This is a genomic window from Streptomyces sp. NPDC017095 (assembly GCF_044332325.1).
Taxonomy (GTDB): domain Bacteria; phylum Actinomycetota; class Actinomycetes; order Streptomycetales; family Streptomycetaceae; genus Streptomyces.
The window spans coordinates 187,433-213,519 of the sequence record NZ_JBIROU010000012.1 but is presented as its reverse complement, the minus strand read 5'-3'; the positions used below and the strand labels follow the sequence as shown (position 1 = coordinate 213,519).

The 26,087-nt window shown below is 76.1% G+C and carries 26 protein-coding genes and 1 pseudogene; 8 read left to right on the top strand and 19 right to left on the bottom strand.

Annotation, left to right across the window (positions count from 1 at the left end):
* Positions 1-152: 152 nt before the first annotated feature.
* The 13 genes from ACH4OA_RS24395 to ACH4OA_RS24335 form a co-directional block, all read right to left on the bottom strand.
* Positions 153-1,061: a glycosyltransferase family 2 protein gene (locus tag ACH4OA_RS24395; RefSeq protein WP_397947489.1), complete on the bottom strand. Its 909-nt coding sequence runs from the start codon at positions 1,059-1,061 to the stop codon at positions 153-155.
* Complete coding sequence (locus ACH4OA_RS24390) at positions 1,058-2,002, bottom strand: glycosyltransferase family 2 protein (RefSeq protein WP_397970852.1); 945 nt, start codon at positions 2,000-2,002, stop codon at positions 1,058-1,060. Before ACH4OA_RS24390 ends, ACH4OA_RS24395 begins: the two co-directional genes overlap by 4 nt.
* On the bottom strand, positions 1,992-2,981 hold the full coding sequence (locus ACH4OA_RS24385; protein ID WP_397970849.1) for a glycosyltransferase family 9 protein: 990 nt from the start codon (positions 2,979-2,981) through the stop codon (positions 1,992-1,994). Before ACH4OA_RS24385 ends, ACH4OA_RS24390 begins: the two co-directional genes overlap by 11 nt.
* Positions 2,978-3,169, bottom strand: coding sequence for a hypothetical protein (locus ACH4OA_RS24380; protein ID WP_397970846.1), 192 nt, complete (start codon positions 3,167-3,169; stop codon positions 2,978-2,980). The genes ACH4OA_RS24385 and ACH4OA_RS24380 overlap by 4 nt, the downstream gene beginning before the upstream one ends.
* A 38-nt stretch (positions 3,170-3,207) precedes the next feature.
* Positions 3,208-4,632, bottom strand: a complete 1,425-nt coding sequence (locus tag ACH4OA_RS24375; protein ID WP_365941676.1) for a PfkB family carbohydrate kinase — start codon at positions 4,630-4,632, stop codon at positions 3,208-3,210.
* Positions 4,629-5,546, bottom strand: a complete 918-nt coding sequence (locus ACH4OA_RS24370) for an SIS domain-containing protein (protein WP_397970844.1) — start codon at positions 5,544-5,546, stop codon at positions 4,629-4,631. The genes ACH4OA_RS24375 and ACH4OA_RS24370 overlap by 4 nt, the downstream gene beginning before the upstream one ends.
* The gene (locus ACH4OA_RS24365; RefSeq protein ID WP_397970841.1) at positions 5,543-6,775 is read right to left on the bottom strand and encodes a glycosyltransferase; all 1,233 of its coding nucleotides are present in this window, start codon (positions 6,773-6,775) and stop codon (positions 5,543-5,545) included. The genes ACH4OA_RS24370 and ACH4OA_RS24365 overlap by 4 nt, the downstream gene beginning before the upstream one ends.
* Positions 6,772-7,734 (bottom strand): glycosyltransferase, encoded by a 963-nt coding sequence (locus ACH4OA_RS24360; RefSeq protein WP_397937456.1) that lies wholly within the window; start codon positions 7,732-7,734, stop codon positions 6,772-6,774. Before ACH4OA_RS24360 ends, ACH4OA_RS24365 begins: the two co-directional genes overlap by 4 nt.
* Positions 7,731-8,741: a glycosyltransferase family 9 protein gene (locus ACH4OA_RS24355; protein ID WP_365877593.1), complete on the bottom strand. Its 1,011-nt coding sequence runs from the start codon at positions 8,739-8,741 to the stop codon at positions 7,731-7,733. The genes ACH4OA_RS24360 and ACH4OA_RS24355 overlap by 4 nt, the downstream gene beginning before the upstream one ends.
* Positions 8,738-9,280, bottom strand: coding sequence for a D-glycero-alpha-D-manno-heptose-1,7-bisphosphate 7-phosphatase (locus ACH4OA_RS24350; protein WP_397937454.1), 543 nt, complete (start codon positions 9,278-9,280; stop codon positions 8,738-8,740). Before ACH4OA_RS24350 ends, ACH4OA_RS24355 begins: the two co-directional genes overlap by 4 nt.
* Positions 9,277-10,275, bottom strand: coding sequence for a glycosyltransferase family 2 protein (locus tag ACH4OA_RS24345; protein WP_397970838.1), 999 nt, complete (start codon positions 10,273-10,275; stop codon positions 9,277-9,279). The genes ACH4OA_RS24350 and ACH4OA_RS24345 overlap by 4 nt, the downstream gene beginning before the upstream one ends.
* A complete protein-coding gene (locus tag ACH4OA_RS24340; protein ID WP_397970835.1) occupies positions 10,272-11,906 on the bottom strand; it encodes a carbamoyltransferase in 1,635 nt (544 codons plus the stop codon). Before ACH4OA_RS24340 ends, ACH4OA_RS24345 begins: the two co-directional genes overlap by 4 nt.
* A 76-nt stretch (positions 11,907-11,982) precedes the next feature.
* Positions 11,983-12,990, bottom strand: a complete 1,008-nt coding sequence (locus ACH4OA_RS24335; RefSeq protein WP_365877585.1) for an NAD-dependent epimerase/dehydratase family protein — start codon at positions 12,988-12,990, stop codon at positions 11,983-11,985.
* A gap of 378 nt (positions 12,991-13,368) precedes the next feature.
* Between ACH4OA_RS24335 and ACH4OA_RS24330 the strand changes: the two genes are divergently transcribed.
* A complete protein-coding gene (locus ACH4OA_RS24330; protein ID WP_397970832.1) occupies positions 13,369-14,262 on the top strand; it encodes a polysaccharide pyruvyl transferase family protein in 894 nt (297 codons plus the stop codon).
* Positions 14,263-14,363: 101 nt separating this feature from the next.
* Positions 14,364-14,930, top strand: coding sequence for a hemerythrin domain-containing protein (locus ACH4OA_RS24325; RefSeq protein ID WP_365877581.1), 567 nt, complete (start codon positions 14,364-14,366; stop codon positions 14,928-14,930).
* A 221-nt stretch (positions 14,931-15,151) separates the two neighbouring features.
* On the opposite strand, the gene ACH4OA_RS24320 is transcribed toward ACH4OA_RS24325, so the two are convergent.
* Complete coding sequence (locus ACH4OA_RS24320; protein ID WP_397970830.1) at positions 15,152-15,511, bottom strand: DUF3040 domain-containing protein; 360 nt, start codon at positions 15,509-15,511, stop codon at positions 15,152-15,154.
* Positions 15,512-16,697: 1,186 nt separating this feature from the next.
* On the opposite strand from ACH4OA_RS24320, the gene dhaK reads away from it, so the two are divergent.
* From dhaK to ACH4OA_RS24305, 3 genes are all read left to right on the top strand, one after another.
* Positions 16,698-17,690 carry a dihydroxyacetone kinase subunit DhaK gene (gene dhaK / locus ACH4OA_RS24315; RefSeq protein WP_397970827.1) on the top strand — a complete coding sequence of 331 codons (993 nt, stop codon included), beginning with the start codon at positions 16,698-16,700 and terminating at the stop codon, positions 17,688-17,690.
* Positions 17,691-17,757: 67 nt separating this feature from the next.
* Entirely contained in the window at positions 17,758-18,366 is a 609-nt protein-coding gene (gene dhaL / locus ACH4OA_RS24310) for a dihydroxyacetone kinase subunit DhaL (protein WP_397970824.1), read from the top strand.
* 7 nt (positions 18,367-18,373) lie between these two features.
* Positions 18,374-18,784 carry a PTS fructose transporter subunit IIA gene (locus ACH4OA_RS24305; protein WP_365883259.1) on the top strand — a complete coding sequence of 137 codons (411 nt, stop codon included), beginning with the start codon at positions 18,374-18,376 and terminating at the stop codon, positions 18,782-18,784.
* Between the two features lie 9 nt (positions 18,785-18,793).
* On the opposite strand, the gene ACH4OA_RS24300 is transcribed toward ACH4OA_RS24305, so the two are convergent.
* Positions 18,794-19,513, bottom strand: coding sequence for a glycoside hydrolase family 75 protein (locus ACH4OA_RS24300; RefSeq protein WP_397937444.1), 720 nt, complete (start codon positions 19,511-19,513; stop codon positions 18,794-18,796).
* Between the two features lie 417 nt (positions 19,514-19,930).
* On the opposite strand from ACH4OA_RS24300, the gene ACH4OA_RS24295 reads away from it, so the two are divergent.
* Together ACH4OA_RS24295 and ACH4OA_RS24290 are read left to right on the top strand one after the other, a co-directional pair.
* The gene (locus tag ACH4OA_RS24295) at positions 19,931-20,899 is read left to right on the top strand and encodes a fibronectin type III domain-containing protein (protein WP_397937442.1); all 969 of its coding nucleotides are present in this window, start codon (positions 19,931-19,933) and stop codon (positions 20,897-20,899) included.
* Positions 20,900-21,128: 229 nt separating this feature from the next.
* Complete coding sequence (locus ACH4OA_RS24290) at positions 21,129-21,713, top strand: hypothetical protein (RefSeq protein WP_397970821.1); 585 nt, start codon at positions 21,129-21,131, stop codon at positions 21,711-21,713.
* Positions 21,714-21,762: 49 nt separating this feature from the next.
* Here ACH4OA_RS24290 and ACH4OA_RS24285 read toward each other — a convergent pair whose 3' ends face one another.
* Both ACH4OA_RS24285 and ACH4OA_RS24280 read right to left on the bottom strand, forming a co-directional pair.
* Positions 21,763-22,320: a PadR family transcriptional regulator gene (locus tag ACH4OA_RS24285; RefSeq protein WP_365941677.1), complete on the bottom strand. Its 558-nt coding sequence runs from the start codon at positions 22,318-22,320 to the stop codon at positions 21,763-21,765.
* Between the two features lie 38 nt (positions 22,321-22,358).
* Positions 22,359-24,374 (bottom strand): FAD-dependent oxidoreductase, encoded by a 2,016-nt coding sequence (locus tag ACH4OA_RS24280; RefSeq protein WP_397937436.1) that lies wholly within the window; start codon positions 24,372-24,374, stop codon positions 22,359-22,361.
* Between the two features lie 148 nt (positions 24,375-24,522).
* Between ACH4OA_RS24280 and ACH4OA_RS24275 the strand changes: the two are divergent.
* Positions 24,523-24,615 (top strand): annotated as a pseudogene (locus tag ACH4OA_RS24275) (tautomerase family protein); the annotation flags it as partial.
* Positions 24,616-24,652: 37 nt separating this feature from the next.
* On the opposite strand, the gene ACH4OA_RS24270 reads toward ACH4OA_RS24275, so the two are convergent.
* Together ACH4OA_RS24270 and ACH4OA_RS24265 are read right to left on the bottom strand one after the other, a co-directional pair.
* Positions 24,653-25,027, bottom strand: a complete 375-nt coding sequence (locus ACH4OA_RS24270) for a hypothetical protein (protein ID WP_365878651.1) — start codon at positions 25,025-25,027, stop codon at positions 24,653-24,655.
* 94 nt (positions 25,028-25,121) lie between these two features.
* Positions 25,122-26,006 carry a hypothetical protein gene (locus ACH4OA_RS24265; RefSeq protein ID WP_397947500.1) on the bottom strand — a complete coding sequence of 295 codons (885 nt, stop codon included), beginning with the start codon at positions 26,004-26,006 and terminating at the stop codon, positions 25,122-25,124.
* Between the last annotated feature and the right edge of the window lie 81 nt (positions 26,007-26,087).

Sequence of the window (26,087 nt, the reverse complement as noted above, 5' to 3'; positions counted from 1 at the left end):
CGGGTGGGGTACGCGTCGGTGCGTCCAGCGGCGGGTGCTCCCCGGTCCGGGCGGCCTGTGCAGGCGGCCTGTCCGGCGTGCGCGCCGGTGCGCGGGGTGCGTCGGGCACGCCGGTGTCTCCGGGCGCCGGGCGCGGGCGCGGCGTCGGCCGGTCAGCCGACGTACCGCCGTGCGGGTGAGTCGCGGCGGGCCCGTTCCAGCGCGGCGATCCGGCGTTCCAGGGCCGCCGGCACGGGATCGCGCTGGCGCAGCACCCACGGCAGTCCGGCGGTGGCGTGGGCGAACGCGCGGGCGGACGCGGCGTCCCGGGGCACGGTCCTCACGAGGTGCCCGGTGCGGCGCAGTGCCGGCAGCAGGGGCCGGCGCAGCCAGGTGAACCACAGGGTGTTGCGCAGGCCGAGGACGCGGCGGGCCGTGCTGTCGCGCAGCAGGGAGGCCTGATGGTGGACGGTGAGTTCCTCGGCGTAGGCGAGCCACCAGCCCTGGCGTTGCAGATCGCAGGCGAGCAGTTCCTCCTCGCCGCCGAGCCACAGGCCGGGGTGGAAGCCGCCGCCGGCCCAGAACGCCTCGGTGCGCAGCACGGTGGCGGCGGCGAGGAAGGAGCCGAGCGCGGGTCCGGGCAGCCAGCCGGGTCCGGCCAGTGGGGATTCGCGCAGCTCGCGCACCACCGGGTCCTCGGTGCCGGCCGGCTCGACGAGGATGCGCGCGGTGACGGCCGCCAGCCGGGGCCGGGTGTCCAGCAGGTCGGCGGCCCGGCGCAGGCTGCCGGGCTCCCACCAGCTGTCGTCGTCGCAGAAGGCGACGTACGGCGTGCGCGCCCGCCGGACGGCCAGGTTGCGGCCGATGGCGCCCAGGTTGCGGCCGGGGCGCAGCAGGGTCATCTCCGGGAAGTCCCGGGCGACGGCCTCGGCGGTGCCGTCGGTGGAGGCGTTGTCGGTGACGATGACGGGCGGGCGTTCGGGCAGTCCGCGCAGCAGGGCCAGGGTGCGCAGCAGTTCGTCGCGGCGGTTGTGGGTGATCACGACGACGGTCGTACGGTCGTCGGGTCCGGTCCGGGTCATGTCGGTGCGGTGCCTTCCCGTGGGCGTCCGGAGGCCTCCCGGTCGAGCAGCCGGGCGGCGTGCTCGACGCGCGGGGGCAGGGGGCGGCGGCGGGCGAGCGCGGCCGGGAACCGGGCGACGGCCTCCTTCAGGGCCCGGCGCGCGCCGGGGCGGCCGGCCGCGGCGGCCAGTGCCAGGTCGGTGCCGGCGCGCAGGGCGACCGGCCAGGGGCGGCGCAGACAGGTGGTGAGGACGTGGTTGCGCCGGACGAGCGAGGAGCGGCCGGTGCGGCCGTGGTCCTCGGGGTGGTGGCGGGCGCGCAGGGCGGGCTCGTAGGTGACGCCCCAGCCGGCGGCGGCCAGGTCGTAGGCGAGCAGGGTCTCCTCGCCGCCGAAGAAGAGCAGCGGGTGGTAGCCGCCGACGCCGAGGAAGGCCTCCCGGCGGACCACGCAGGCGCAGCCGAGGAAGCCGAGCACCGGGCGGCCGGGCAGGTCGGGCCGGGCGGGCAGCGGCGAGGCGGCGAGGACGGCGTTGAGCGGGTCCTCGGCGGCCTCGGCGCCGACCAGGGTGCGGGCGGCGAGCAGGCCGAGCCGCGGGTACCGGTCGAGGAGGTCGGCGGCGCGGGCCAGGCTGCCCGGTTCCCACCAGGAGTCGTCGTCGCTGAAGGCGACGTAGGGCGTGCGGGCGTGGCGCGCGGCCAGGGTTCGGCCGACGGCGCCGGTGTTGCGGGCGGGCCGCAGCAGGCGGGTGACGGCCGGGTGGCCGGCCACGGCCCGGCGGGTGGTGTCGGCGCGGGAGTTGTCGACCACGACGACCGGTGGCCGTTCGGGCAGCGCGGCCAGCGCGTCCAGGGTGCGCAGCAGGCTGGCGGGGCGGTCGCGGGTGATGACGGCGACGGTGATCCGCGGATCGCCGGGGGCGGCGGGGGCGCGGGTGCGGCCGGGGGCCGGTTCAGTGGGCATGGGCCACCTCCTCTCCGGTCGCCCGGCGCCGGGCGCGGGTGTCCCGCAGGAGCGTCAGGCAGGCCGCGGCGACCTCGCCGGTGCCGATGCGCAGCAGGCGGGCGTCGGTGGTGGCGCCGTGCGGGTCGCCGGGCGGGCCGGGCTTCCACAGGGCCACGTGGTCCGGGCCGGGCGGCGGGCCCCACAGGCGCGGGGAGACGGGTCCGAACAGGGTGACGGAGCGGGTGCCGTGGGCCACCGCGAGATGGGCGAGGCCGGTGTCGCCGCTGAGCAGCAGGGCGGCCCCGGCGATCAGGGCGCTCAGCGGGCCCGGGGGCAGGCCGCCGGTGAACACGTCGCCGCCGGGCCGGCCGCCGCGTTCGGCGACCTCGCGGACCAGGTCGTCCTCGCCGGGGCCGCCGGTGAGGACCACGCGGTGGCCGGCGGCGCGCAGGCACCGTACGACGGCCGCGAACCGCTCCGCCGGCCAGCGGCGGGAGGCGGAGGCCGCGCCGGGGTGCACGACGACCGCGCCCGGGGCCGGGGACGGCGTGGCGGGGCGGGGCAGCCGCAGGTCCCGGGGGTCGGCGGGGATGCCGTAGGCGCGCAGGAAGGCGCACCAGCGGTCGCGTTCGTTGACGCGGGCCGGCCAGGGCGGGCCGTCCGGGCAGGCGTGGGCGAGCAGCCGGCGCGGGCGCAGGGCGGCCAGGGCGTCGCGGCTCTCGGGGCCGTTGCCGTGCAGGTCGACGGCCACGTCGGGTGGTGGACCGGGCCAGTGGCGCAGGCCGGGCACCGCGCGGCCCGGTGCCTCGGCCGGGAACACGGCGTCGACCGCGCCACTGGCCAGCGCGAGTTCGGTCAGGCCGGGCGGCTGGGCGAGGACGATCCGGTGGCCGGGGAAGGCGCGGCGGATCCCGCGCAGCGCGGGCACCCCGGCCAGCAGGTCCCCCAGGCCCAGCGCGCGCAGGACCAGGACGCACGGGGCTTGCTCGGCGGTCACTGGACGCGTCCTCCGTAGCGCACGGGGAAGCGGCCCACGACGCACCCGGCCGCGCACCCGGCCGCGTCGGCGGCGGGGCGCCCGAGGCGGGACTCGGCGGCGGGGGCGGCGGGGACCGCGCGGCGGATCTCGGGACCGAGGGCGGCGGGGGCCGGGCGGGTCCTGGTGGTGGCCGTCGGGTGGGGCACGTGCGGGGGGTGGGGGGTGCGTGTGCGGGGGGTGGGGGTCACTGGGGGTCTCCCGCCGTGGGGGTGAGGGCCGCCCGGCGGGCCAGGCCGGTGGTGGAGCGGCCGTCGAGGTAGGGCAGCAGCAGGACCTGGCCGCCCCAGCTCTCCACCAGCGGCTGTTCCGGCAGCCGGGTCCGCGCGTAGTCGCCGCCCTTGGCCCAGATGTGCGGGCGGAGTTCGCCGAGGAGGCGTTCGGGGGTGTCCTCGTCGAAGACGGCGACGGCGTCCACGCACTCCAGCGCGCGCAGCACCCGTACCCGGTCGGCGGCCGGGACCAGGGGCCGGCCGGCGCCCTTGCGGCGGCGCACGGAGGCGTCGGAGTTGACGCACACGACGAGGCAGTCACCGGCCCGGCGGGCGGCCTGGAGCAGGGCCACGTGACCGGCGTGCAGCAGGTCGAAGCAGCCGCCGGCGGCGACGACGGTGCCGCCCGCGGCCCGGACCCGGGCGGCGGTGCGCACGGCGTCGGCGGTGGTGTCGCCGTCGGCCGCGGGCTCCGCGGCCGGTTCCGGCCGGTCCGGTACGGCGATCGCGCGGGCGCCGCCCTCGGCGACATAGCGGGTGGCGGCGTGGACGGCGGCCTGGACGGCGGCCTCGGTGAGGGCGCCGTCGGCGAGCTGTCCGGCGGCGGCCGCGGCGAACCGGTCGCCGGCTCCGCACGGGTCGCCCGTGGCGGCGGCCGGGGTCGGCACCAGCAGCGGGGTCTCGCCGTGCGAGAGCAGGGCGCCGCGGTCGCCGAGGGTCACCGCGACGGCCTGGGCCCGCCAGGCCCGGACGAGGGCGCGGGCGTCCCGGGCGGCGGTGCGCAGCCCGGCCGTGTCGCCGGCCGCCCCGGCGCCGGCCGCGGTCAGCCGCCGGGCGAAGGCGCGGGCCTCCTGGGCGGAGGGGGTGGCGAGGCGGACGCCGGGGACGGGGGGCCGGCCGCGTACGTGGGGGTCCCAGACGACGGGGGCCGCCGTGTGGGCCAGGGCGTCCCGGAGGACGTCGGCGGTGCCCCGGCCGTAGTCGGCGACGAGGACGCCCGCCGCCGCCGCGATCGCGGCCACCGCCTGCGGGGTCGCCTCGCGGGCGCGGCCCTCGCCGTCGTCCAGGCGCAGCAGCGGCCGGTCACCGGCCAGGACCCTGGTCTTGCTGCTCAGCGTGCCGTCCAGGGGCAGTGCGACGAGGCGGACCCGGCCGGCCAGCAGGGCGCGCAGGGTGTCGCTGGCGGGGTCGGTGCCGAGGGCGGTGACCAGGGTGACGGGACGGCCGTCGGCGGCGGCGAGGCAGGCGGCGAGGGCCGCGCCGCCCGGGCGGGAGCTGCGCCGGGTGTCGTGGACGACGGGTACCGGCGCGTCCGGGGCCAGGCGGTCGGCCCGGCCGCACAGGTCGTGGTCGAGCAGGGCGTCGCCGACGACGACCAGGGGCGTCTGTGAGGCGGTCATGCCTGTCCCTTCCTAGGGGCTATGGGCGCGCCGGGTGCGGTCCGGCCGACGCTGCGGGCACGGCCGACCGGCCGGCCGTCGACACCGGGCCGTCCGACGACACCAGGCTGGCCGTCGGCACCGGGCCCGCTGACGGCGCCGGGCTGGCCGTCTACGCCGGGCGGGGCGTCCGCGCCGGACCGGGCGCCCGCGCCGGGCTGGCCGTCCACGACCGGCTCACCAGCAACGCAGGCCCGACCATCGACGCCGGGCCGGCCACCCACGCCAGCCCGACCACCCGCACCCGCTTCACCGTCGTCGCCGCCGCCGACCACTGTGCCATCCGCCCCCTGGCCCGCCGCGCCGCGTTCCACGGCCCGGTCGAAGCTCTCGCAGAGCATGTGCACGGCGACGAGGTGGAGTTCCTGGACGGTGGCGGCGCCGGGCGCGTCGACGCACAGGGCCTCGTCGGCGCCGAGGTGCAGCGGGTTGGGCGGGCGTCCGGTCAGCGCCCACACCGTCATGCCGAGGCCGTGCGCGCGTTCGGCGGCGGTCAGCAGGTTGGCGCTGGCGCCGCTGGTCGACAGCAGCAGGAGCACGTCGCCGGGGCGGCCGTGCGCGGCGGTCTGCCGGGCGAACAGCTCCTGGACGCCGTAGTCGTTGGCGATCGCGGTGGTGGCGGAGGTGTCGGCGTGCAGGGCGACCGCGGAGAACGGCGGGCGGTCGTCGCGGTAGCGGCCGACGAGTTCGGCGGTGAGGTGCTGGGCCTGGGCGGCGCTGCCGCCGTTGCCGGCGGCGAGCAGCCGGGCTCCCGCGCCCAGCCGGCGGGCGAGTTCGGCGCCCCAGCGCTCCAGCAGCGGGCCGTGCTCCCGGAACGCCTCCAGGGCCTTGGCGAGGTCGTCGCAGTGCGGTGTGGCGTGGAGGCCGGTGTTCATCGGACCACCCCCGAGAGCGAGCGGACCGGGGACACGGCGGCGTACACCCCGGCCACGCCGTCGGCGACCCGGTCCCAGGTGTAGTGGCCGAGCACCCGGTCGCGGCCGGCGGCCCCGTACCGGGCGAGCCGGCCGGGGTCGGCGAGGAGGGCGCGGAGGGCCGCGCCGAGGTCGTAGTCGTCGTCGGCCGGGACCAGCAGGCCCGTGGTGCCGTCGACGACCGTGTCGAGCTGGCCGCCGACGGCGGTGGCGACGACCGGTGTGGCGCAGGCCATGGCCTCCAGCGGGACGATGCCGAAGGGCTCGTACCGGGGCAGGGACAGCACCAGGTCGGCGCTGGACATCAGCCGGGGCATCCGGGCCCGGCCGACCCCGCCGAGCAGGGTGACCCGGTCGGAGACGCCGTACTCGCCGGCGATGCCGTACAGGCGCGCGGCCTCGGGTTCGGTGCCGAGCAGGTCGGCCTCGGGGCCGCCGGCGATGAGGAGTTCGGCGTCGGGGACGCCGGCCAGGGCGCGGATGGCGTGGTCGAAACCCTTGCGGGGCACGAGCCGGCCGACGGCCAGCAGCCGTCTGCGGGCGCCGGGCGGGCGGGTGGGGGCGACCGGTGCGAACTGGTCGGGGTCGACGCCGCAGGGCACGACGCTGATCCGGTCCTCGGGCAGTCCCATGGCCTTCAGTTCGGCCACCTCGTCGCTGCACGTGGCGATGATCCGGGCGCATTCGTGGCCGATGGCCTCCTCGATGGCCAGGCGCTGCGGCGGGCTGGTGTCGGCGGTGCCCTGGTAGCGCTTCTTCACCGTGCCCAGCGCGTGGTAGGTCAGCACGACGGGGACGCCCTGGTCGCGGGCGCCGGCCAGGGCGGCCAGGCCGGACATCCAGAAGTGGGCGTGCACCACGTCGGGCGGGCTCTGCGTCCACTGGCGGGCCAGGAAGTTCCCGAACTCGGTCATGTGCGGGAGGAGTTCGTCCTTGGGGACGGGTGCGGGCGGTCCGGCGGGCACGTGCACCACCTGGACGCCGTCGATGAGGGTCACCCGGTCCGGCAGGCCGGCCGAGTCCCGCCGGGTGTAGACCGTGACCCGGTATCCCCTGCGGGCGAGCTGTCGGGCGAGCTGCGCCACGTACACGTTCTGGCCGCCCGCGTCCGGGCCGCCGAGCGCGGCCAGCGGGCTGGCGTGCTCGGAGACCATGGCGACGCGCCCGGCCGAGTGCGGAATGCGGCTCATCGGGTGACCTCCTTGATCAGGCGTTCCCAGTCGTCCAGGAAGCGCCGCTCTCCGTAGCGGGCCCGGGCCGCGGCCCGGGCCGCCGCGCCGGTCCGGCGGGCCAGTGCGGGGTCGGCGAGGAAGGCGCGTACGGCGTCCTGCAGTACGTCGAGCCGGTTCGAGACCACTCCGGCGCCCTCGGGTACGGCCTCCCGGACCTCGGTGGTGTCCAGGGCGACCACGGGCATGCCGAGGAACATGGCTTCCAGCAGGGACAGGCCGAGCGAGGTCCAGCGCACGGGGTGCAGGTACAGGCGGCACCGGGCCATCTCCCGGTGCAGCTCGCGCTGGGGCAGATCCCGGGTGCGGCAGCGCCCGGGTGGCAGGCCCAGGTGGCCGGCGAGTCCTTCGGTGCGCATGCCGAAGACGTCCAGCGGTGCGCACCGGGCGAACGCCGGCAGCAGGTCGGTGCCGGTCGTACGGCCCCTGCGCACGGGGTCGTTGACGACGACGGCCGCGTGCGGCTCGGTGCCGGTCCACAGCGGGCCGGGGTCGACGATGCCGTGTTCCACGACCTCCGCCGGGGCCCGGCCGTTGTCCCACATCAGCCGGTTGAAGTGGGTGACGTGCACGACGGGCACGGCCGACTGCCCGGCGAGCGGGTGGAGTTGCCGTTCGGGCGACTCGTCGGGGCTGTTGTGCTCGACGTACACGGCGGGTACGTCCCGTCCGGGCCGGCGGCCGGTCCAGCGCAGGGCGAGTCCGGGTTCGTGCGGGCGCTGGAGCACCATCAGGTCGATGTCGGCGTCCCGCAGTTCGCCGGGGGTGAGTTCGCGCACGGACCCGGGCCAGTCCCAGGTCACCGCGCGGCCGAGGCCGTCGGGTCCGCGGTCCTCGGTGACCGGGACCAGATAGGTGTGCGGGCCCTGGACGAAGGCGGTGAGCCAGGATCCGTGCACGTGCCAGACGAGGATGTTCATGACTGCCGCTCCTGGATGAGCTTGTGCACCGCGCGCACCACGTCCTGTCCGGTGACCTCGTCCAGGCAGGGGTGGCCGGGCACCGGGCAGGTGAGGGCCCGGGTGTCCGCGCAGGGCGCCGACTGGTCGCCGAGCAGGATGACGGGGACGCCGTAGGGCGCCCAGCGTTCGGCCGGTACGACGGGTGCGAACAGCGAGACGACCGGGGTGCCGACGGCGGCGGCGAGGTGGGCGGGTCCGGTGTTGGCGCTGATCACGACGTCGGCCAGGCGCAGCACCCCGGCGAGGGTACGCGGGGAGGTCCGGCCGCCGAGGTCCACGGCCGTGTCGCCGCTGACCCGCCGGGTGAGGCCGGTCTCGTGGGGGCCGCCGGTGACGACGACGCGGTGCCCGGCGTCGGCGAGCAGGGTGACCGCCTCGGCGCACCGGCCGGGGCTCCAGGCGCGGGCGGGGGCGCTGGCGCCGGGGTGCAGGACGACGTAGGGGCCGTGGCCAGTCAGTCCTCCGGTGTCCGGCGGGGGCAGGACGCGCAGCCGGCCGTCGTCGCCGGGCGGCGGTGTGAAGCCCATGGCGGCGGCGGTGTCGAGGGCCGCCTCGGCCTCGTGCCGGCCGGCCCGGCGGCGGTGGCGTACGTCGAGGAGCCGGCCGGGGTGGTCGGCGCTGTCGGCGCCGATGCGGCGGACGCCGGCGAGCCGCAGCAGCAGGGCGGTGGGCAGCGGGCTCTGGTGGAAGGAGGTGAGGACGAGCGCGCTGTCGTGGGCGCCGGCGCGCAGCCGGTCCAGCAGGGCGCCGATGTCCGCGGGGCTGACCGGGGGCGGGTCGAAGCCCTCCCAGGGCGCCTCCCACACCAGTACCTCGTCGACGCCGGGCAGCAGCCGGGCGGCGTCCGCGCCGCGCGGTCCGCACAGCAGGGTGACCCGGCTGCTGTGGGCGGCGACGGCGCGGACGGCGGGGCCGGCGAGCAGGACGTCACCGAAGCTGTCGAGCCGGACGACGAGGGAGTTCATGCCGGTGTCCTCCCCGCTGCCGCGCCGAGGGCGCTCCGTACGGCGGTGAGCACGTCGGGGGCCGACTGGCCGGCGAAGCGTGCCGTCTCGGCCGGTGCGGTGGCCGCGTTCGGCACCAGCACGCCCCGGGCGCCCGCGGCGCGGGCGGCCAGCACGTCGGCGGCGATGTCACCGATCACCAGGCAGGCGGCGGGCGGTACGCCGAGCCGGGCGGCGGCGGCGCGGACCAGGCCGGGCCGGGGTTTGCGGCAGGGGCAGCCGGCGTCGGGGGCGTGCGGGCAGAACACCCAGGTGTCCAGGCCGCCGAGCAGCGCGTCGGCGCGCGCGTTGACCCGCAGGACCTGTCCGACGGTGAGCAGTCCGCGTCCGATGCCGGACTGGTTGCTGACCACGCCGGTGGCGAGGCCCTGGGACCGGGCGAGCGCGACGGCCTCCCCGGCGCCCGGCAGCAGCCGGACCCGGTCCGGGTCGCCGTTGTACGGCACGTCCGCGACGAGGGTGCCGTCGCGGTCGAACAGGACGGCGCGGACGGGGGTCATCCGGCACCTCCCAGCGGCCGGGCGTGCCGGTGGCGGACGGCGCCGCGCAGCCAGTGCTGCACGGCGAGCGGCGGTATGAGCACGCTGGTGCCGAGCATCCCGGCGACCTCGCGGACGGTGCGCGGGCCGGGCAGGATGCGGGCGAGGGCGAACTCGGCGGTGCCGAGGGTCCACAGGGCGGCGCAGGCGGTCGCGGCCCGGTGCCGGCCGGTCAGCGCGCAGGCGGTGGCGGCGAGGGCCACGCCGGTGACGGCCAGGTGGCGGGGCAGCCGGCCGCGGGGTGCCCGGGCGCGGTGCCACCAGTCGCGGCCGTGCAGCCGGTTCATCAGGGCGTCGTCGGCGTTGCCGCGCTGTACGGGCAGCGAGGCCCACCAGTGGGCGGGACGGACCGGGTGCCGGGTGACGCGGGCGCCGCGGGTGAGGGCCCAGCCGGCCCGCTGGACGCGCAGGGCGAGGTCGGCGTCCTCGCGGAAGGCCCGCGGGAAGCGTTCGTCGAAGCCGCCGGTCCGTTTCAGGGCCTCGGTGCGGTAGGCCATGTCGGCGGTGGCCCAGGCGGCGTTCTCCAGGCCCTTGGTGGTGCGTTCCCAGTCGGTGGGCCGGCGGTCCGGGGGCAGCGGGACCCGCAGCCGTCCCTGGACGCCGCCGGTGTCGGGGCCGGCCTCGCGCAGGTCCCCGGCGAGCCGCCGGGACCAGTCGGGGAGCACCTGGACGTCGTCGTCCAGGAAGACCGTCCAGGGCGTGCGGACGGTGCGCCAGCCGGTGTTGCGGGCGGCGGCCGGGCCCTTGCCGCCGGTGCGCAGGGTGCGCACCCGGTCGAGCAGGTGTCCGGCGCTCTCCAGCGGCAGGTCGCCCTCGGAGGCGGGCCGGTCGTCCACGACGACCACCTCGTGCGGAGGGTGCTCGCCGGTGCCCTGGGCGAGCGCGCGCAGGCACTCGGCGAGGCAGGGGCGGCCGATGGTCGGGACGACGACGGTGTAGGCGGGGGCGTCACTCATGCGAAGACCTTCCCGCGGCGGATCGCGAACGGGCCGAGCACCAGCAGGTCCACGGGGGCGGAGCCGAAGCACTCCAGGGCGTCCCGGGGGTCGTCGACCATGGGCCGGCCGGCGGTGTTGAGGCTGGTGTTGACCACCACCGGCAGCCCGGTGCGCCGTTCGAAGCCCTCGATCATCCGGGCCACCAGAGGTTCCTGGGCGCGGTCGACGGTCTGGATGCGGGCGGTGCCGTCGACGTGCACCACGGCCGGGATGCGGGCCCGCCACTCGGCGGCCACGTCGTGCACGAACAGCATGTGCGGGCTGGGCAGCGGCCCGTCGAAGATCTCGGCGGCGCGTTCGGCGAGCACCATGGGCGCGACGGGCCGGAACTCCTCGCGTCCCTTGACCGCGTTGAGCCGCTCCAGGTTCGCCGCCCTGCCCGGGTGGGCGAGCAGGGAGCGGTGGCCGAGCGCGCGCGGCCCGTACTCGCTGCGGCCCTGGAACCAGGCCACGATCCCGTCGGCGGCCAGCGTCTCGGCGGCCGTCTCGGCGATGTCGGCGGGTTCCTCGTACGGCACGGCGGCCCGCTCCAGCCACGCCCGCAGTTCGGTGTCGCTCCAGCCGCGGCCCAGGGCGGCCGTCGGCATCGGCTCCAGGGTGTCCTTCTGCCCGGCGATGTGCGCGGCGGCGCCGAGGGCCGTGCCGGCGTCGCCGGCGGCGGGCTGCACCCAGAGGTGCCGGAAGCCGCTCTCGCGCCACAACCGGGTGTTGGCGACGCAGTTCAGGGCGACACCGCCGGCCAGGGTGAGCGCGTCCTCGCCGGTGTGCTCGCGCAGCCACCGGGCGAGCGCCAGCATCACCTCCTCCAGGCAGAGCTGGGCGCTGGCGGCGAGATCGGCGTGGTCCTGGTTCCAGGCGCCGCCGGCCGGGCGTGGCGGGACGAGTTCGGCCCAGGGCACCGGGCGGGCCCGGAAGCCGCCCCGCTCGTCGGCGCGGACGTACTCCCGCAGCCGGCCGGCGAAGCGCGGGGTGCCGTAGGAGGCGAGCGCCATGACCTTGAACTCGTCGCTGCTGCGCAGGAATCCGAGGTGCTGGGTGAGGTCCTCGTAGAACAGGCCGAGGGAGTCGGGCAGTTCCTGGGCGGCGAGCACGGTCAGCTCGCGGTTGCCGTAGCGGCCGGCCAGGTGGGAGCCGCACTCGCCGCGGCCGTCCAGGACGAGGACGGCGCAGTCGGGGTACGGCGAGACGGCCCCGGCGGAGGCCGCGTGCGCCACGTGGTGCGGGACGAAGCGCACCTTGGCGGGGTCGAGGCCGGGCAGCGCCTCGGCGAGGAAGGCCGGTGCCTGGCGGGCGTAGTCCTGGCGCAGGTGGTCCCAGGGGTCGTGCAGGCCCATGCGGTCGGCGGGGCGGGCCAGGGCGGGGTCGTAGGAGTAGGCGACGGCGTCCAGGTCGGACGGGGTCAGGCCGGCCTGTTCCAGGGTCCAGCGGGCCGCCTGCTCGGGCAGTTCCCAGGCCGAGAAGGGCAGGGGCCGCTTGCCGTGCTTGCGGCGGGAGAACCGCTCCTCCTCCGCCGCCGCCACGACCGTGCCGTCGGTGAGCAGGGCGGCGGCCGGGTCGTGGAAGAGTGCGTTGATTCCGAGGACGTGCATGCGCTGTCTCCAGGGCCGGGGACGGGCGGGGGGATTGGGGCAGGCGGGGGCCGGGATACGGGCGGAGCGGCCGGGGTCAGGGCAGCGGGGGCGGGGCCGTCGCCGACGGGGCCGGTTGCGGGGACAGGGCGGTGAAGTAGGCGATGGTCTGCTTCAGGCCCTCCTCCCAGGGCACCTGCGGCGACCAGCCGAGCAGTTCGCGCGCGAGGGTGGTGTCGGGGCGGCGCCGGCCGGGGTCGTCCACGGGCCGGTCGATGAACGCGATCGGGGAGCGGGAACCGGTCAGGGCGACCACCCGGCGGGCCAGGTCGGCGACGGTGATCTCGTCGCTGCCGCCGATGTTCACCGGCCGCACGGACCGGCTCGCGGCGACCCGCAGGATGCCGTCCACCGTGTCGTCGACGTAGCACAGCGAGCGGGTCTGGCTGCCGTCGCCGGTCACCGTGAGCGGCTCGCCGGCCAGGGCCTGGCAGATGAAGGTGGGCACGGCGCGGCCGTCGTGGGCCCGCATCCGCGGCCCGTAGGTGTTGAACAGCCGGACGATCCCGGCGTTCGTGCCCCGGGTGCCGGCGTGCGCGGTGACCAGGGCCTCGGCGAACCGCTTGGACTCGTCGTACACGCTGCGCGGCCCGACCGGGTTGACGTTGCCCCAGTAGCCCTCGTGCTGCGGGTGCACCTGCGGGTCGCCGTACACCTCGGAGGTGGAGGCGAGCAGCAGGCGGGCGCCGTCGCGTTCGGCGAGGGCCAGCGCGTTGCGGGTGCCGGTGCTGCCCACGTCCAGGGTCTGCAGGGGCAGGCGCAGGTAGTCGGCGGGCGAGGCCGGGCAGGCGAAGTGCAGGATCAGGTCGTACGGGCCCGGCAGCAGCCCGGCGCACTCGTCCGCGCAGACGTCGCAGTGCACGTAGCGGAAGCCGGGCCGGTCCTCCAGGTGCGCGATGTTCTCGCGGCACCCGCAGACCAGGTTGTCGGCGCAGTCGACTTCGACGCCTGAATCCAGCAGCCGTTCGCACAGGTGGGAGCCGAGGAAGCCGGCGCCGCCGGTCACGAGGGCGCGCCGCCAGGGGAACGGTGTCACACCAGTCATGGGGGCTACTCCTTCGTCGTCCTTCGAGGTCCGGGGCCCGGAACGGGTCGCCGGACGCTCCGGCCGCGTGGCGCCGGGCCGTGCGCGGGCCGGTTCGGCGCGTACCGCGCCACCGGGCCCGGTCCGCCGGCCCGTTGGGGAGGGGCTCGTCGGGGACGGCCCGTTGGGGACGGGCTGTCGGGGACGGACCCGTCGGCGAGGGGAGGACAGGGCCCGGGTCCCCCCGGACGCCGGGACCGCCCTGTCCGGCCGCCACTGGCTGGACGGCACTGGCTGCGGAGTTCCCGAGCCAGTTGTTTTCACACCTTTGATCCTTATTGTCCGGAATCATGGGTACTCGCGCGACTCCTGCGCCCCGTTACCACGGTGGAGACCCCGATGCACGACGACGTCCCGGCGGCCGTACTGCGGCTGCTGCGCGCACCCGGCCGGACCCCGGAGCGGCTGCTGCTCACCGGCTGGTTCAGCTTCCTCGACGGGGAGGCCACGGCCGGGGACGTGCTCGCCCAGCGGCACATGTCCGCCGCGCTGGCCCGGGCGGGCATCGCGCACGACACCGCGTGGAGCCCCGGTTTCCGGCCCGGGGCGCTGTCGCTGCGCACGGCCGTCCCGGACGCCTACGACACGCTGCTCTTCGTGTGCGGTCCGGTGCACGGACCCCAAGTGGCCGCACTGCATGCCAGGTTCGGATCCTGCACACGACTGGCGGCCGGGGTCTCCGTGGTCGACCCGGCGGACCCCGCCGCCACCGGTTTCCACGCGATCGTCGCCCGGGACGGCACCGCGGACCCCGTCCGGCGCGATCTGGCCGCCGCCGCACCGGTGGGTCCGCCGCCGCCCGTGGCCGGCGTGGTGCTCTCCGGCGGCCAGGGCGAGTACGGCACGCGCCGGCGGCACACGGAGGTGAACGCGGCGATCACCGGCTGGCTCGCCGGCAAGGACTGCGCGCGGGTGCCGGCCGAGACCCGGCTGGCCGTCGACGACTGGCGGCTGTGCGCCACCGCGGAGCAGTTCCTCGCCCTCGTCGCCCGTTTCGACGTGGTCGTCACCACCCGGCTGCACGGCCTGGTGCTCGCACTGCGCGCCGGCACCCCGGTGATCGCCGTCGACCCGGTCGCGGGCGGTGCGAAGGTCACCGCGCAGGCCCGAGTCCTGGGCTGGCCGGCGCTGGTCGCGGCGGACGCGCTGACCGCGCTCATTATGGACCACTGGTGGGAGTGGGCGCTGTCCGGACCGGGCCGGACGGCCGCCGCCCGCCACCCGATGCGCTGACCGGGCGCGGCCGGCCGTGTAACGCGCCGTGTCCGGGGCACCCGGCGCAGCGACGGCCGGCCGCTCACGGGCCGCCGCGTTCCACGCAGGAGGTAACGACCATGGGCCATGGCGGAAACGTCATCCAGGAGCTGACCACCGACCACGGCGAGGTCGAGGAGATCTTCGGCCGGATCGAGGCGCTGCCGCCGGGCTCCCCGGACCGCAAGACCCTGTGCGACCAGGCGACGATCGAGCTGGTCCGGCACTCGGTCGCCGAGGAGTCGTACCTGTACCCGGCGGTGCGCGAGCACCTGACGGGCGGTGACGCCCTGGCCGACAAGGAGATCGAGGAGCACGCCGAGGCCGAGCGGCTCATGAAGGACCTGGAGGGCTGCCAGGCGGACGATCCGCGGTTCGACACACTCATCACGCGGCTGATGAGTGTGATCCGCTCCCATGTGGCCGACGAGGAGGAGAACCTCTTCCCGCGGCTGGAGGCCGCCTGTCCGCCGGACGCGCTGATGGAGCTGGGCGACAAGGTCCGCCGGGCCAAGAAGACGGCCCCGACCCGCCCGCACCCGTCGGCGCCGGACAAGCCCCCGGCCAACAAGCTGCTGGCGCCGGGAGCCGGTCTCGTCGACCGGATGCGGGACGCGCTGTCGGGCCGCGGCAAGGACAAGGACTGACGGCTGCGGGGTTACAGCCACGGGGTTACGGCCGCGCGTTCGGCCGCGCCTTACGGTCCCGCCTCGAAAGGCGGCCGGTGTCCCGGCGGGCCGCGCCCGGTTTCTCCCGGTGCGCGGCTCGCCGTACGCCTCAGGCGGTGCGCGGCTCGCCGTACGCCTCAGGCCGTGACTCCTCTACGCCGCACGCCGTACTCCTCGTCCGGGACGCGGACGGCGCCGGTTCAGAGCCAGGAGGCGGGCCGGGTGCCGCGGCGGGGCCGCGGGACGGGGCGGCTCGCCCGGCACAGCAGCCGGAACACCTGGGAGAGGGTCAGCGGCCACAGCAGCGCGAAGCACCACAGCAGCGCGGGGTCCGCGGTGCGCATGCCCATCACGGCGACGAACACCGAGGCGGCCCCCAGCAGCAGCACCGCCGCCGGCAGCCAGGCGCCGCGCCGGGTCATGCCTCTGCGCCTCATCCGTCCCATGCGGCGCGCGAACCGGCGGTCCCGCCGGAGGTCCGCCTCGATCCGCAGCAGCGCGAGCCGCTCGCGCGCCGACAGCCGCACCTCGTCGTGCTCCCACATCCTCCACTCGTCCACGGCGACGGCACCTCCTCCGGTCGGCGGCCTGACGGGCTCCCCGCCTGCTGGAACCGCCCGGCACCGGGTTCCCCGGACGGCCCGGCCGATGCGGTGCCGGCGGCCCGGGGGCCGGGCGGGTTCAGGCGGCCGGGGTGCGGGCGCAGGGCCGGACGTCTGACCTCCATGCCGGCGGCGTGGGCCGCGGCGATGTCCGCACTCTTGTGAAGCCGCCGCGGCGGTGACGCCATGTTCCGGAATCACCGGAGGCGCACGGCACTTGAATGCTTCACTGTCTGGCGGTGCCTACCAGTCGGCGGCGCGGGGACTGTCCGGCCGCAGGCTTCCCGCGGCCGGACGAGCCGGACACGGCGCCCGTTCCGAGCCGGCCGGCAGTGGGCCTCGTCACATGAGGTTGTGTCAAGTCGGTGGTGTGGGAAGGCGGTTCGCCGGGCCGGTGCGGTCACCTCGCCATGCTCGCGGCGCCCTGGAGAGGAGGGCTCGTCATGGACCCGTACGCGTCACGGCAGCACCTCGCCGCCGCCCAGCCGCACCCTCGCCCGCCCGGCAGAGCGGGCCGGACACTCCTCCGTGCGGCCGGGGCGGGCGCGCTCCTCCGTGCGGCCGGAGCGTCCGGACGTGGCCGGACGAGACTTCGTCCGGGTGACGGGCCGGACGGCCTCCCTCCGCGCGCACGAGCCGCCACCCGCTCACCCTCGACCGCGCCATGGCCACCCGTCCGCCCCCCACGGCCCGGCTGATGCGCACCGCCTTCGCCGCGCGGGACGGGAACGCCCCGGGCGGGCCACCGCGGGCCGGGCGGCCGGCCCCGGCTCCGCCCGGGTGATCCCGCCGCGCCGGGCACGGCGGGTCCGGATGCGGGCGGGGACGGGGGCGTGCGGGGGCCGGAAAGCCGGACACACAAAGTCGACGGTTCGCCACGGAACGTGAAGCCGTGTGGTCTCGGGTGACCTCCGCCGCGCCAAGGTCGATACTGCCAGTAGACGGGTGGGACGGCCATCCGCGGCAGGTCGCCGGCCCCCACCTGACGGCCCGTCACCGACGTCCGCACCGAGTCGGCGCGCACCCCGCGGCGACCCCCCTGCCGACCCCACCGAACCGCCGAGATCAGAAAACCACCTCCGGGCCGGTGACCTGCCACGACGCGGGTTCCCTGGGCCGAGGTCAGGCTCACGAGGAGACACCCATGAGGATGTTGATCAACGTACCGGAGACGGTCGTGGCGGACGCGCTGCGCGGTATGGCCGCCGCGCACCCCGAGCTGATCGTGGACGTGGAGAACCGGGTGATCGTCCGCCGGGACGCGCCCGTGGCCGGGCAGGTCGCCCTCGTCTCGGGCGGCGGGTCCGGCCACGAGCCGCTGCACGGCGGGTTCGTCGGCCCGGGCATGCTCGCCGCCGCCTGTCCCGGGGAGGTCTTCACCTCACCGGTGCCGGACCAGATGGCGCGCGCCGCGGCGGCCGTGGACAGCGGCGCGGGCGTGCTGTTCATCGTGAAGAACTACACCGGTGACGTGCTGAACTTCGACATGGCCGCGGAACTCGCCGAGGACGAGGGCATCCAGGTGGCCAAGGTGCTCGTCGACGACGACGTGGCGGTCACCGACAGCCTCTACACGGCGGGCCGCCGGGGCACCGGCGCGACGCTCTTCGTGGAGAAGATCGCCGGCGCCGCCGCGGCCGAGGGCCAGCCGCTGGAGCGCGTGGAGGCGATCGGCCGCCGGGTCAACGACAACTCCCGCAGCTTCGGCGTGGCCCTCAGTGCCTGCACGACGCCCGCGAAGGGCAGTTCCACCTTCGACCTGCCGGAGGGCGAACTGGAGTTGGGCGTCGGGATCCACGGCGAGCCCGGCCGGGAGCGGCGGCCGATGATGACGTCGGGGGAGATCGCCGACTTCGCGGTCAACGCCGTCCTGGAGGACATGCCGCCACGCAACCCCGTCCTGGTGCTGGTCAACGGCATGGGCGCGACCCCGCTGCTGGAGCTCTACGGGTTCCACGCCGAGGTGCAGCGGGTGCTGCGGGAGCGCGGTGTGGCCGTGGCCCGCACCCTGGTCGGCAACTACGTCACCTCCCTGGACATGGCGGGCGCCTCGGTGACCCTGTGCCAGGCCGACGAGGAGCTGCTGCGGCTGTGGGACGCGCCCGTGAACACCCCGGCCCTGCGCTGGGGCATGTGATCCGCACCGGCAGCCGGCCACCGGTGCCGGCCGCATGGTCAACGGCCCTAGAACACAAGGAGATCCAGTGCTCGACGCCGATTTCTTCCGCCGTTGGATGACGGCGGCCGCCGCGTCCGTCGCCCGCGAGGCGGAGCGGCTCACCACCCTCGACTCGGCCATCGGGGACGCCGACCACGGCAGCAATCTGCAGCGCGGGTTCACGGCCGTGACGGCCACCCTGGAGAAGGAGGCCCCGGGCACCCCGGGGGCCGTCCTGGCCCTGGCCGGACGGCAGTTGATATCGACCGTCGGCGGTGCGTCGGGGCCGCTGTACGGCACCCTGCTGCGCCGGACCGGCAAGGCGCTCGGCGATGCCGCCGAGGTCGGCGTGGCGGAGCTGGCCGCGGCGTTGCGGACGGGCGTGGACGCGGTGATGCAGCTCGGCGGAGCGGCGCCGGGCGACAAGACCATGATCGACGCCCTGGTGCCGGCCGTGGACGCGCTCGGTTCGGGGTTCGCCGCCGCGCGGACCGCCGCCGAGGAGGGCGCGCTGGCGACCACGCCGCTGCGGGCGCGCAAGGGGCGGGCCAGTTACCTGGGCGAGCGCAGCATCGGCCACCAGGACCCGGGGGCGACCTCGTCGGCGCTGCTGATCGCCGCGCTGGCCGAGACGGCGGAGGCGGACGGTGAGTGAGGACAAGGTGACGGACGACAAGCGGGTCGGGATCGTACTGGTGTCGCACAGCGCGGAGGTGGCCGCCTCCGTCGCCCGGCTCGCGATGGGCCTGGCGGGCGGCGCGGACGCGGTACCGGTGGCCCCGGCGGGCGGCACCGAGGGCGGCGGGCTCGGCACCAGCGCCGAGCTGATATCCGCCGCGGCGGCCTCGGTGGACCGGGGCGCCGGCGTGGCGGTGCTCACCGATCTGGGCAGCGCCGTGCTCACGGTGAAGGCGCTGCTCGCCGAGGGCGACGAGCTGCCGGCCGGCACCCGGCTGCTGGACGCGCCGTTCGTCGAGGGCGCGGTGGCGGCGGTGGTCACCGCCGCCACGGGTGCCGATCTGGACGCGGTGGAGGCCGCGGCGGCGGAGGCGTACGGCTACCGCAAGGTGTGACGGCGTCCGCTACCGGGCGACGGCCGGCCGGTGCTTGCCGATGAAGCGCCTGGCCAGCCGCTCGCCCTCCGCGGCCGTCGCCGCCCGGTCCTCCATACGGCGGACCCGGGAGTCGCGGAAGACGATGTACGTCACGCCGGAGGGCGCCCCGCCCTCGACCGGGTCCGGCCGGATGCCGAGGGCGCGTGCGGCGGCGTAGGACGCCTCGCCGATGAGGTCGCGCGGGCCGGTGTCGCCGACGACCGCGTACCGCACCCGGTCGCGGTAGACGACGGCGGCCACGCAGCCGCCCCGCACGCCGGACGCGTGGGGGTTCCAGCGGCGGCTGGGTGCCGGGACCACGATGTAGGGCAGGGTCTCGGAGGTGAGCTGGCGGCCGTCGGACTGCTGGAAGGCGGTGGTGTCGGCGAACAGCGGGTCGGTGCGGCGGTTGCAGCGGGCGGTGGGCCGCCCGTCGCAGTCGACGTCCAGGTCGGCCTTCCAGAAGACGGCGTCGCGGGTGCCGCAGACCCGCACGGTCGCGCGGCCGTCCGCGTCGGTGCGGTACCGGCCCCGGGAGAGCTGCCTGCACGCGCCGGCCCGGGCCAGGAGGTCCGCGGCGGTGACCGCGCCCTCGCCGGGGGCCGTGGGCCGCACGGGCGGCGGGACGGCGGTGGCCGGGGCGGGCAGCGCCGCCGGGGCGAGCAGGGCGGCGCCGGCCGCTGCCAGCGTCAGGGACGGGACACGCACGATGGAGGACCCTCTCGTCGGGGACGAACCGAGCCCACTGTGCGGGGGGAACGGGCGTGCGGCCACGGGAGCCACCGCGAAGGGGCCGGATGGAGCACGCTCCTGACACTCCGTAAGGGGACAGCGGAGCGGCGCCGGCCGCCGGGGCACCCGGCGGGGACGACAGGGGCCGGGGATCCGGAGCGGGTGCCGCCCGGCTCCCCGGCCACCCGCGCCGGCGCGGGATCGGCGACGACAGCGTGTCCGCGCCATGGGCGTGAACTTCCCTGTCCTGGCGGGCAGTTCAGCCGTAGGGAACGCCAGCATACGTAACGCCGGGCGGTGGTCACCAGCACGGCCCCTTGCTGCGGGCCCCCGGCCGGGCCACTATTGGTCCGGACCTTTAGAGGATATCCGGTCCGTCGGGAGGGCAGTGCCGTGCGACGCGTTCCGCTTGCGCTCGTGCTGGTCTGCGGCGTGGTGCTGCTGGTCGCGTCCTGCGGCTGGGGCCGGGCCGCGGACGAGGGCCGGATACCGGGCGCCCCGGCCGGGGTCACGGCCACCGCGGGCAGCGCCACGAGCGTGCACGTGATGTGGAACGCGGCACCGCGCAGCGCCGGGGTCCGTACGTACGAGGTATATCGGGACACCACGAAAGTGGCCGAAGTACCGGGTGCGCAGCACATGGTGGACGTCACCAGGCTCAGGCCGTCCACCCGGTACGCCTTCACCGTGCGGGCCCGGGACACCGCGGGCCGGCTGGGTCCGCCGAGCGCGGCGGTGCGGGCCCGCACACCGGCCGTCACGGCGGCGGACCGCTCGGCTCCCACCCGGCCGGGCAAGGCCACCGGGCGGGCCGTGGGCAGCCGCGCCGCCCAGCTGTCCTGGAGCGCGTCCCGGGACGACCGGGGCGTGCTGTCGTACGACGTCTACCAGGGCGGGGTGAAGATCCACAGCGTCGGCGCGAACCAGACCGCCACCGTCGTCACCGGTCTGCGCCCGGGCGGCCGGTACGTCTTCACGGTGCGGGCCCGGGACGCGGCCGACAACCTCTCCCCCGCCGGCGCACCGGTCCGTCTCACCACACCAGGCCACGACGACGGTCGGAACACCGCGCCCGCCTCGTTCACCGCGACCGCCCACCGGTCCGGCGGCGCCTACTACATCGACCTCGCCTGGGACCCGCCGCGCGTGGACGGCGTGATCACGGAATACCTGATCAGGCTGGACGGCGGCACGGACTCCTCGCTCGTCTGGGGCGGCGCACCGCCGAGCGGCCGGGCGCACCACAGCTTCTACGCGGGCACCGCCGCAGGCGAGGAGCACCGGGTGCGGCTGCGGGCCCGGCTGCCGGACGGCACCTGGGGCGGCTGGTCGGCGGAGCGGACGGTCACCACGGGCGGCTGACCCCGCCCGCGCGGCGGCCGGACACGACGGGACGGCGCCGGTCACGGTCACGGCCGACGGGCACCGGCGGTCCGGTGCGCGGGAACCCGCCGCGGTCACCTGATCGGTCCTCCCCCGGGTGCGCCGGTGACCGGCGGGGCGTTGGCTGCGGTTGAGGCAGCACGGGCGTTCCCCGATCCCCGGCGGCGCATCGGACGTACCGCCGACCGTGCCGCCGGAGGCCAGTCCCATGGACAACTCGCGACTCCTGCTCCGCTCCGGCCTGACCCTGGCGGCCGCCGCCGTCCTCCCGGCCGCGCTCGCCGGGCCGACCGCCGCGGCCTCGGGCATCTCGGTCAGCACCATCGGCTCGACGGTCTCGGTGGTCACCAGCGCGTGCACCCAGATCAACGGCAGTTGGGGCACCTCGGCGCTGCTCGGCAGCCGCCAGGCGAACTTCTCCCAGGGCCGGCAGGTGAGTCTGGCCGGCACGTCCGTCAGCCAGTCCGCGGCCTGGTCCGCGGTGAGCCCGGGCACCTACACCGTGGTGGTGGTCTGCTCCAGCGGCAGCACCGCGGGCAGCCAGTCGGTGATCGTCTCCGCTGCGGCCGCGCAGCCCAGCGCGCAGACCCGGCCCCAGACCAGCCCGCAGACCAGGCCGACGATCTCGGCGACGACCGCTCCGGCCCCGTCCCGGGGCGTGATGGGCGGCCTCGGCGGCGCCGCCCGCGACTACGGCCCCCTGACGCTCGGCGTCGGCGCGGCCCTGGTCGCCACCGGTGTCGTGGCCACCGGCTGGGTCCTGCGCCGCCGCTCCGGGCCGTACCGGCTCTGAGCCGGCCGCCGGGCGTCCCCGGCCGGGCGGCGGTCCGGGGAGCCGGCCCTCAGTCCTCTTCCGGCCGCTCCCCCGGCCGTGCGTCGAACTCCGCCAAGGCGTCGGCGAGCCACCGGATCCAGAAGTTCTCCAGGTCGATCCCGGCCCGCAGGACCAGGTGGTGCAGCCGGTCCTGCGGGGTGTCGCGGTCCGGCGGGAAGTCGCGGTCCTCGATCGCCTGGTACTCGGCCAACTGCCGCCGGTGCAGCTCCAGATGGCGGCGCAGGTCGGCCTCCAGGCCGGCCGTGCCGACCACGGCCGCCGCGCGCAGCCGCAGCGGCAGCGGGTCCCGCATCGGCCGGGGGTCCTGCGCGGCGGCGGTCCAGCGGGCCAGTTCGGCCCGGCCCGCGGGCAGCACCTCGTAGCTCTTCTTCTGCCCGCGGGCCGGCTGTTCGGCCGGCAGCGCGCGGATGAAGCCCTCGGCCTCCAGTTTCCCCAGCTCGCGATAGATCTGCTGATGCGTCGCGGACCAGAAGTAGCCGATCGACTTGTCGAACCGGCGGGTCAGCTCCAGGCCCGACGACGGCTTTTCCAGCAGGGCGGTCAGGATCGCGTGCGGGAGTGACATGGCCTCATCCTAGGAACGTCGCCCACGGCGCCCGGCGGCTACAGCGCCGCCGCCAGCTCGGTGCCCTGCTTGATGGCGCGCTTGGCGTCCAGTTCGGCGGCCACGTCGGCGCCGCCGATCAGATGCGCGCGGCGGCCGGCGGCGACCAGTGTCTCGTACAGGTCGCGGCGCGGCTCCTGGCCGGTGCACAGCACCACCGTGTCGACCTCCAGGACCGTGCTCTCGCCGCCGACGGTGATGTGCAGACCGGCGTCGTCGATCCGGTCGTAGCGCACGCCCGGCACCATGGTGACGCCCCGGTGCTTCAGCTCGACGCGGTGGATCCAGCCGGTGGTCTTGCCGAGTCCGGCGCCGACCTTGGTGGCCTTGCGCTGGAGCAGGTGGACCTGGCGGGGCGGGGCGGGCCGCCGCGGCGCGGTGAGGCCGCCGGGCGTCCGGTACTCCGTGTCGACGCCCCAGTGCCTGAAGTACGTCTGCGGGTCCTCGCTCGCCTTGTCCCCGGCGTCGGTCAGGTACTCGGCGACGTCGAAGCCGATCCCGCCGGCGCCGAGGACGGCGACCCGGTCGCCGACGGGGGCGCCGTCGCGCAGCACGTCGAGGTAGCCCACGACGCGGGGGTGGTCGACGCCGGGGATGTCCGGGGTGCGCGGGGTGACGCCGGTGGCGACGACGACCTCGTCGAAGTCCGCCAGGTCGCCGGCCTCCACCCAGGTGTCCAGGCGTACGTCGACGCCGTGCGCCTGGAGCTGGTGGCGGAAGTAGCGCAGCGTCTCGTCGAACTCCTGCTTGCCCGGCACCTTGCGGGCGACGTTGAGCTGCCCGCCGATCTCGCTGCCGGCGTCGAACAGGGTGACGGCGTGGCCGCGTTCGGCGGCGGAGACCGCGCAGGCGAGGCCGGCCGGACCGGCGCCGACGACCGCGATCCGCTTCTTCAGCCGGGTCGGCGCGAGGACCAGCTCGGTCTCGTGGCAGGCGCGCGGGTTGACCAGGCAGGAGGTGAGCTGCCCGCTGAAACTGTGGTCGAGGCAGGCCTGGTTGCAGCCGATGCAGGTGTTGATGGCCTCCGGGGTGCCGGCGGCGGCCTTGGCGACGAAGTCGGGGTCGGCGAGCATCGGGCGGGCCATGGACACCATGTCCGCGTAGCCGTCGGCCAGCAGTTCCTCGGCGAGATCGGGGGTGTTGACGCGGTTGGTGGTGATCAGCGGCACGGAGACCTCGCCCATGAGCCGCTTGGTGACCCAGGTGTAGGCGCCGCGCGGCACGGAGGTGGCGATGGTGGGGATGCGGGCCTCGTGCCAGCCGATGCCGGTGTTGATGAGCGTGGCGCCGGCCGCCTCGACGGCCTTGCCGAGGGCGATCACCTCCTCCAGGGAGGAGCCGCCGGGGATCAGGTCCAGCATGGACAGCCGGTAGATGACGATGAAGTCCTCGCCGACGGCCTCGCGCACCCGCTTGACGATCTCGACCGGGAACCGGGTCCGGTTCTCGAACGAGCCGCCCCAGCGGTCGTCGCGCCGGTTCGTGGGCGCGGCGGTGAACTCGTTGATCAGATAGCCCTCGGAGCCCATGATCTCCACGCCGTCGTAGCCGGCCCGCCGGGCGAGGCGGGCGGTGCGGGCGTAGTCGTCGATCGTGCGCTCGATGTCGGCGTCGGTCAGCTCGCGCGGCACGAAGGGGCTGATGGGCGCCTGGAGCGGGCTGGGCGCGACGAGGTCGCGGTGGTAGGCGTACCGGCCGAAGTGCAGGATCTGCAGGGCGATCCGGCCGCCCTCGCGGTGTACGGCCTCGGTGACGGTGCGGTGCGGCTCGGCCTCCTCCTCGGTGGTGAGCATGGCCCCGCCCTCGTACGGCCGGCCCTCTTCGTTGGGCGCGATGCCGCCGGTGACGATGAGTCCCACCCCGCCGCGCGCGCGGGCCGCGTAGAACGCCGCCATCCGCTCGAAGCCGCGCTCGGCCTCCTCCAGGCCCACGTGCATCGAGCCCATGAGGACGCGGTTGGGCAGCGTGGTGAAGCCCAGGTCGAGCGGGGTCATCAGATGCGGGTAACGGCTCATCGGCCCTCCGTACACGGTGTCGTCGCCTCTTGTTGTAGAGGAACCCCGATGCCTTGTGCAACTAGTTGCATAACCGCTGGAGGGTGACTCCCACCACTCTGTACCTACTAGTATGTACACTCACCGGTGACCAAACCGGCGGCGCACCGGCACCGAGCCCCGCAACGTCTTCGTGACCCTGACCGAGCACGCCTCGCCTGACTGGTCCTTCGGCCACGGCCTGGCGCAGTACGCCCCGGCCGACGAGGAGCCGGCCGGGGCGCGGGGGCGAGGAGGGGTCAGCGGCTCTCCAGGCGCAGGTGCAGATCCCGCTCCTGGTCGCCGGAGGCCGTGCAGGTCTCCTGCACGGTGAACATCGAGTCCAGGGTCTGCCGGAACCGCTCCACCGCCTGGTAGCTGCCCTGGACGTCCGCCTGGACGGGCGAGTCCAGGCGGACCGCCGGGCAGTCGTGCTCCCGGGCGTCCGCGACGTCGAAGGTCCCGAGCCACACCATCGGACGGCTCTCGTGGAGCTGCTGGGGCGCTTCCCCGGGAGCCCGGTCGGAGGCGAAGCAGGCGCTGAGCGCTTCGAAGACGAGCCGTGCGTCGTCCTTGGAATATCCGCTGATCTCCACCGAGACGGTGTCCGGATGCGGCTGCTCCGTGTCTGCCATCATCGCTCCTTTCGTGGCCGTGCTACGAGGAGACGGTGTACCCCGTCGTGCCTCGTCCACCCCCAGGAAAACACCACGGGCAGCCGCGCACACCTCAGCCGCGGGCGAACTTGTACGTCTTGCTGTCCGTCAGCACGCAGAAGCCGGGCGAGACGACGATCACGCGCAGGACGCCGCTGCGGCGGTCGTAGTCGATGCCCTCCGCCTCGAAGGTGCCCGTGCAGGAGCTGCGCAGCGGCAGCTGGCGCAGCGCCGTGACATGGCCGAGGACGTCGGCGGTGCCGTTCGGCGCGGCCGACAGGTCGATCTGGAGGAGCGGCTTGGTGAGGCCGAACAGGCTGCCCTCCGGGTCGTCGGAGGAGCACAGCAGGGTGACCGGGCCGGCGAAGTCGCAGCCCTGGACGTCGCGGACGGCGTGGTCCAGGCGGACGGCGGAGACCTGCGGCAGGTCCGCCGCGGGCGAGGTGTCCGGGTTGGCGCCGGGCGCCGGGAAGACCAGCAGGCGGGTCATCGTGCCCCACTCGCCGGACAGCATCCACCGGCCGTCGGGCGAGACGGCGGCCCAGGAGTTGTTCAGCGCCTCGCCCGCGCCCAGCGTGTGGACGTACTCGGACCAGGTGCCGTCGGGCGCCTGCACGCGGAACATCTTCGAGTTGCCGGAGTCGCGCTGGTAGGGCTCGATGTAGTAGCCGTCGTACGAGGCGTCGGGGTCGCCGACGTGGTTCCAGCCGCGGCCGGCGACGCCGGGCGGAACGGTCCCGATGCCGGTGTAGCGGTTCGGGCTGTTCGCCGGCACCTCCACCGAGGTCAGGCCCTGGCTCTCGGTGAGCGGGTCGGCACGGTCGGAGCCGGTCTCGGTCCAGACGGCGGCCGCGGAGGCGGGCCCGGGCACGGCGAGGGAGACGACGGCGGCGGTGGCGAGGGTGACGAGTCCGGTGAGAGCTGCGCGACAACGTTGCCGGGCGGACGACGCGGGCATGGGCGGCTCCTCGGAGGGGCGGGGACACGGGCTGGGCGGACGGGAACGTTCCGCCGGCGGACAGTCTGGCGGGACCAGATC